Below are 5,601 nucleotides of genomic sequence, written 5' to 3' on the forward strand. Positions count from 1 at the left end.
GTTGGTTACTGTGACAGTTTGTGACAGTTTCATAGAGTTACGGCGGTCATAGCGAAGGGGAAACGCCCGGTCCCATTCCGAACCCGGAAGCTAAGCCCTTCAGCGCCGATGGTACTGCACTCGACAGGGTGTGGGAGAGTAGGACACCGCCGAACACAACTTGAGAAGCCCCCCAACCAGTGATGGTTGGGGGGCTTTCTCGTACCCAAAACACCCCCCAAACCCACCCCGCACTCTCCGAGCGAACGGTACTTTCGTCGCCTCAGATCGACCGAACGTACCGTTCACACCATCACGAGCGGGCGCACGACTGAGGACGACGGGCGCTTTGCCCGGATCAGTCGATACCGTCGGCGGTGGCAGTTGCATACTTCGGCCGGCCAGTGGGCAGATACCGCTGGATCGTCACGCCTTTTGGAGTGGCTCGCGATTCGGCCAGTTCGAGTGCGATATCCGGTCCGGTGTCGGGAAAGAGTCGCGTGCCCTGGCCTACGACCACCGGAACGATCAGCAGGATCATCTCGTCGACGAGATCGTTCGCGAGAAGCCAGCGGCACAATTCGCCACTGCCGTGCACCTGAAGCTCGCCGCCGGGTCTGGCTTTCAGTTCGCCGATCGCTGCGGCGGTGTCATCTGTAAGGGCCGTGGTGTTCTTCCATTGCGGATCGGTGACCGTTGTCGAGGCAAGATACTTGGGCCGCGTATTCAAGGCGCTTGCGATCGGGTTGACCTCTGGATTCTCGAACGCGCCCCAATAGCCGGCGAAGATTTCGTAAGTCCGCCGACCGAACAGGAAGGCGTCGGCGCGCTGGTAGACCTGGACGAGGTAAGACATGGCTTCTGTGTCCACCAGTGGCGCGGACCATCCGCCACGTTCGAATCCGCCGCGTCGATCTTCGTCCGGCCCACCGAGTCCTTGCATCACCCCGTCGAGAGTGACGATGGTAAATGTCGTCAGTTTCATAGTCGTACCCATCTCCCCGGCATCGCCGGATTTCCGCTGTTTCGATATAGACCGTCGGGAAGCGGGAAAGTCATCGAGCGAACGTGGCGTTCATCGCCTTGGATCGACCGAACGTGCCGTTCGCTCAGGGTGGGCGGTGAGATCAGGGCTGAACGGGCACAGAGTCTGCCGGGGTGGACTCGGACTCCAAGGCGTCGCAGGGAATCGCGAGCTCGGTCTGTTCGAGGCGGCCACGAAGGGTGATGTTCTCGGTGATCGACCACTGTGCGGCTTCGGTGCTGTCAGCGGCGGCTACAGCCCGTCCGGACGCGGCGAGGTTACCTGGAACCGTCTTGGCGACCTCGGACAGTCGCGCTGCTTCGTTGACGGGATCACCGATGACGGTGTATTCGAATCTTTCTCGCGCACCGACGTTTCCGGCAACGGCAATTCCCGCAGCGACGCCGATTCCCGCACTCACTTCCGGAACTTCGGCACGCAGGCGCTGCCGAATCTTGCGGGCGGCGGCGAGTGCACTGCCGGCGTGATCGGCGAGTGTCGTCGGCGCTCCGAAGATCGCCAGCGCTGCGTCGCCCTCGAACTTGTTGACGAATCCGCCGTGTGCATCTACCTCGTCGACGATGACGTCGAAGAATCGGTTGAGTAGAGCGACCACCGCGGTAGGGGAGTTGGTGGCCGCGATCGTGGTCGAGCCGATGACGTCGACGAAGAGAACGGCAACGTCGCGTTCTTCACCGCCGAGTTCCGGGTTTCGGCGAACCGCGTTTGCGGCAACCTCGTGTCCGACGTGGCGCCCGAAGAGGTCGCGAATCCTCTCGCGCTCGCGCAGGCCCTCGGCCATGCGATTGAAGCCGGTCTGCAGCAGTCCCAGTTCGGTCCCGTCGTACACGACGACGGACGCGGTGAGGTCGCCACGGGTGACTTGTTCCATGCCTCGGCGTACGGACCGAATGGGGGCCGCGGCTGATCGGATGTTGATGTACGTCAGCCCGAGTCCGACGCATAGAGTGATCCCGCCGATGACGAGGATCGCGGTCGCGAGGGCTTGCCACGAAGCAGGTCGGATGAAGCTGAAGACCGCTACGAGCATCAAGCCGGTGACGGGGACTCCGCTTCCGAGCAGCCAGACGAGGATCGTCCGGCCGGTCAGTCCGAGAACGGCAGCCTTGCGGGGTGCTCCGGATTCGAGTGCACGCGCAGCAATAGGGCGGAGTGCGAACTCGCTGAGCAGGTAGCAGAAAGCGCAGGTGGTGATACCGCTGAAAGCCACGGTGAACAGAACTTTCGGAATGGTGTCGGGGTCGACGATTCCGTACATGGTCGTGAAGGTGATGAGCGCGGCCGTCCACAGGACGGCTTGCACTCGGGTCAGTCGCCACGGCCCGCGCAACGCCGCGCGTTGATTCTGCTCGGTTGGCCGGTGATCCTCGGTGGCCCACCGGAGATCCCTCATGAGGCGTTTGGTGCCCCACAGAAGTCCGATGAGAAAGACACACCCGATGAAGACGGGTACGGCAATAAAGTTGATCCACGCGAATTCGGGGTGGATGATCTCGGGTCCGGGAACCACGAATCCGACGAGCACGATCGCCAGCACCGCTCCGATCAGGTTGGTGACCAGGAGAGGGGCGGTGAGTAGTGCCTGGACGCGGATTCGGCGGCGCCTGGGGCTTTCGTCGGTGGATCCGAGCAGCCACGACCCCAGGGGCGCACTCGGGACACGGCTTCGCTGCATAGTGTGTCGAGAGTAGTCGTAATGATCGCTTAGGGTGGTCCGGTGCGCCTAGTTATTGCTCGTTGCCGTGTCGATTATGTGGGACGCCTGACCTCCCACCTCCCTACCGCAAGACGACTGCTGTTGGTGAAGGCCGACGGCTCGGTCAGCATTCATGCCGACGATCGGGCGTACAAGCCGCTGAACTGGATGAGTCCGCCGTGCTGGTTGGTCGAGACCACCGGCGACAGCGACGACATCTTGTGGGTCGTCACCAACAAGGCGGGCGAGGAGCTTCGGATCACTCTCGAAGAGGTCGAGCACGATTCGTCGTATGAACTCGGTCTCGATCCGGGATTGATCAAGGACGGAGTCGAGGCACACCTTCAAGAACTTCTGGCGGAGCATGTCGAGACACTCGGCCCCGGCTACACGTTGGTGCGGCGCGAGTACATGACGGCCATCGGGCCGGTCGACCTTCTGGTCCGTGACGCGGACGGTGCATCGGTGGCGGTGGAGATCAAGCGCCGCGGCGAGATCGACGGCGTCGAGCAGTTGACGCGGTACCTGGAGTTGCTCAACCGCGATCCTCTGCTCGCGCCGGTCACGGGAGTTTTTGCAGCGCAACAGATCAAGCCGCAGGCAAAGACTTTGGCCAACGACCGTGGGATCCGTTGCCTGGTCTTGGACTACGAGGCCTTGCGTGGTACCGAAAGCACCGAGTTCCGACTTTTCTGACGCTGTTTAGACTCGAACCATGCCGCGCCGCAAACCTTCGCCGAAGCAATCCCGTCGAACGGATACTCGGCGTGCTCGGGATTCGAGCGCGGAATCGCAGTCACCCAGTGGTGTGTTGTTCGGCGGGGCGCTGGTCCGGGAGGAGCCAGGGCCGGGCGGTGAAATGTACATGGTGAGGCCGATACCCGGCTCCAACGCGACGAAGTTCTATCGCTGCCCCGGTTGTGATCACGACATCAGGCCCGGTGTCGCCCATGTGGTGACGTGGCCTTCGGAACCGGGCGGCGCGAACGAACGTCGACACTGGCACACCGGATGCTGGTCAGGCCGCGGAACTCGCAGCCTGACCAGACGGTGGTCCTGAGCGTCGATCAGTTCCGGGACTGGGCTCGCTGCTCGACGGCGCGGGTGTCGATCTCGGCGGTGTTGGTCTCGTCCGAGTCCTCGAGAACATCGTCTTCGTCGATACTCGGTTCTGAGTCGACCGGATCGGAGTCGGCATTCTTGTCTTCGATCTCGAGATTTTCCTCGGCTTCGACGATGACCGGAGCGGGCGGTGCATCGAGGAGTTCGCTCTCCCGGTTGACCGATGCGAGCATGGCCGGAACCGAATCGAGTTGTCCCCGAATGCCCAAGAGCTGAGCCAGGATTCGACCACGGAGAACACGCAGTTCTTCGGTGAGTTCCTTCGCGTGAGCGATCTTGCGCTCGGACTGATCGGTGGCGGCCTGCAGCCTGCGCTGAGCCTCGTGCGAGGCATCGGAGAGTCGACGCTCGGCCTCTGCCTTGCTCGACGACTCCAGGTCGTTGACGGCGGCGACGACCTTGGCGCGACGCTCGGACATCGAGATGTCGAAGTCTTCGCGGATCTGAGTGCGCTTGGCCTCGGACTCGGCAGCCAGGCGATCCCGCTCGGCCTGTGCGGCTTCGACGATCCGGGCGGCTTCGGTACGGGCCTGCGCCATGGTCTGCTCGTGCATGGTTTCCATCGCATTGCGACGGTCCTCGAGTTCGGCAATCAGCGACTCGTAGTGTCCGCGCAGGCGGGCGCCGTCCTGTTCGGCGATGGAGGTCATCTCGGCTGCGTCGGCCTCGGCCTTCGCGCGCACCTCCGAAGCCTCGTCGGAGGCAAGGCGCAGCATGCGGCTGATGCGATCGCTCATGCCCTCCGCAGTGGTGGGCGGTACCGAGAGGCGGTCGACGTCCTTGCGGAGGTCGTCGATGTCGTCGCGTGCRTCGTCGAGCTGCTTGGCAAGGTCGCGGGCCTGCGCAGCGGCAGCATCACGATCGGCCGCGGTAACTCGCAGCTCCGCGTCGAATCGCTCGAAGTAGTTACGTACCTCGTCGCGGTCGTACCCCTTCCGTGCGATCTGGAACGGAAGTTGGATCGAACCGCGGTCCTGCTCGTATGCCATGGCGACAATCTACCTGGCATACGAGCTGGAGTCGGGTCTGCTAGTGGCTCGCGTCGGGTTCGACCAGTTCCACCAGGACGCCGCCGGCGTCCTTCGGGTGAATGAAGTTGATGCGCGAGTTGGCCGTACCGCGCCGGGGAGCGTCGTACAGCAACCGAACGCCGCGCTCGCGAAGCTCGGCGGAGATGGCGTCGATGTCGGTGACCCGGTAGGCGAGCTGCTGCAGTCCAGGGCCGCTTCGGTCGATGAACTTGGCGATGGTCGAGTTCTCGTCCAGTGGTGCGAGCAGCTGAACGGCAGTGGATCCGGCGGGGCAGCCGACGACGGAGAGCATGGCTTCGCGCACGCCCTGCGATTCGTTGATTTCCTCGTGGGTCGACACCATGCCCAGGTGCTGCGTGTACCACGCGATTGCCGCGTCGAGATCGGGCACCGCGATTCCGACGTGATCGATCGCGACGACGAGGTCGGACGACAAAGGTGCGAGTGCAGAACTGGGGGAGGTCTGTGTCATACCTTTCACGGTAGCGCTACCGTTTGAGGAGTACACGTCGGGATGTGACTTGGCTCTTAGGCCGCACGGAACCGACGACTATGTCTCTTTTGCAGCCGGAGGAAATCGTGACCAGTTCTGTGATTGTTGCGGGAGCTCGTACCCCGATGGGTCGACTCCTCGGATCGTTGAAAGACCTCTCCGGGTCCGACCTCGGCGGCATCGCCATCAAAGGCGCCCTCGACAAGTCCGGAGTCGCCCCCGAACAAGTCGACTA

The 5,601-nt window shown here is 63.0% G+C and carries 7 protein-coding genes and 1 rRNA gene; 4 read left to right on the top strand and 4 right to left on the bottom strand.

Features of this window, described 5'->3' with window-relative positions:
* The first annotated feature begins 38 nt into the window (after positions 1-38).
* Positions 39-155 (top strand): 5S ribosomal RNA (rrf, locus tag AC1DWA_RS32680).
* Between the two features lie 182 nt (positions 156-337).
* Here the strand turns inward: rrf and AC1DWA_RS32685 are convergent.
* On the bottom strand, positions 338-964 hold the full coding sequence (locus AC1DWA_RS32685; protein ID WP_134999919.1) for a dihydrofolate reductase family protein: 627 nt from the start codon (positions 962-964) through the stop codon (positions 338-340).
* A gap of 142 nt (positions 965-1,106) precedes the next feature.
* Positions 1,107-2,699, bottom strand: a complete 1,593-nt coding sequence (locus tag AC1DWA_RS32690) for an adenylate/guanylate cyclase domain-containing protein (RefSeq protein ID WP_477847528.1) — start codon at positions 2,697-2,699, stop codon at positions 1,107-1,109.
* A 42-nt stretch (positions 2,700-2,741) separates the two neighbouring features.
* Between AC1DWA_RS32690 and nucS the strand changes: the two genes are divergently transcribed.
* Entirely contained in the window at positions 2,742-3,416 is a 675-nt protein-coding gene (nucS, locus tag AC1DWA_RS32695) for an endonuclease NucS (protein WP_003945160.1), read from the top strand.
* Between the two features lie 19 nt (positions 3,417-3,435).
* Complete coding sequence (locus tag AC1DWA_RS32700; RefSeq protein ID WP_020908287.1) at positions 3,436-3,780, top strand: hypothetical protein; 345 nt, start codon at positions 3,436-3,438, stop codon at positions 3,778-3,780.
* A gap of 7 nt (positions 3,781-3,787) precedes the next feature.
* Here the strand turns inward: AC1DWA_RS32700 and AC1DWA_RS32705 are convergent, their stop codons facing one another.
* Positions 3,788-4,831: a hypothetical protein gene (locus tag AC1DWA_RS32705; protein WP_020908286.1), complete on the bottom strand. Its 1,044-nt coding sequence runs from the start codon at positions 4,829-4,831 to the stop codon at positions 3,788-3,790.
* Between the two features lie 40 nt (positions 4,832-4,871).
* Positions 4,872-5,345, bottom strand: a complete 474-nt coding sequence (gene mce / locus AC1DWA_RS32710; RefSeq protein ID WP_020908285.1) for a methylmalonyl-CoA epimerase — start codon at positions 5,343-5,345, stop codon at positions 4,872-4,874.
* A gap of 107 nt (positions 5,346-5,452) precedes the next feature.
* Here mce and AC1DWA_RS32715 point away from each other — a divergent pair.
* The coding region (locus AC1DWA_RS32715) for a thiolase family protein (RefSeq protein WP_477917567.1) at positions 5,453-5,601 on the top strand (149 nt) is incomplete at its 3' end.

The sequence above is a fragment of the Rhodococcus sp. P4_F3_2 genome, from assembly GCF_056401335.1.

Bases quoted from the DNA above. Each gene is read 5' to 3' on its own strand.
- AC1DWA_RS32700 (WP_020908287.1), top strand. From the start codon at position 3,436: ATGCCGCGCCGCAAACCTTCGCCGAAGCAATCCCGTCGAACGGATACT.
- AC1DWA_RS32685 (WP_134999919.1), bottom strand. From the start codon at position 964: ATGAAACTGACGACATTTACCATCGTCACTCTCGACGGGGTGATGCAA.
- AC1DWA_RS32690 (WP_477847528.1), bottom strand. From the start codon at position 2,699: ATGCAGCGAAGCCGTGTCCCGAGTGCGCCCCTGGGGTCGTGGCTGCTC.
- mce (WP_020908285.1), bottom strand. From the start codon at position 5,345: ATGACACAGACCTCCCCCAGTTCTGCACTCGCACCTTTGTCGTCCGAC.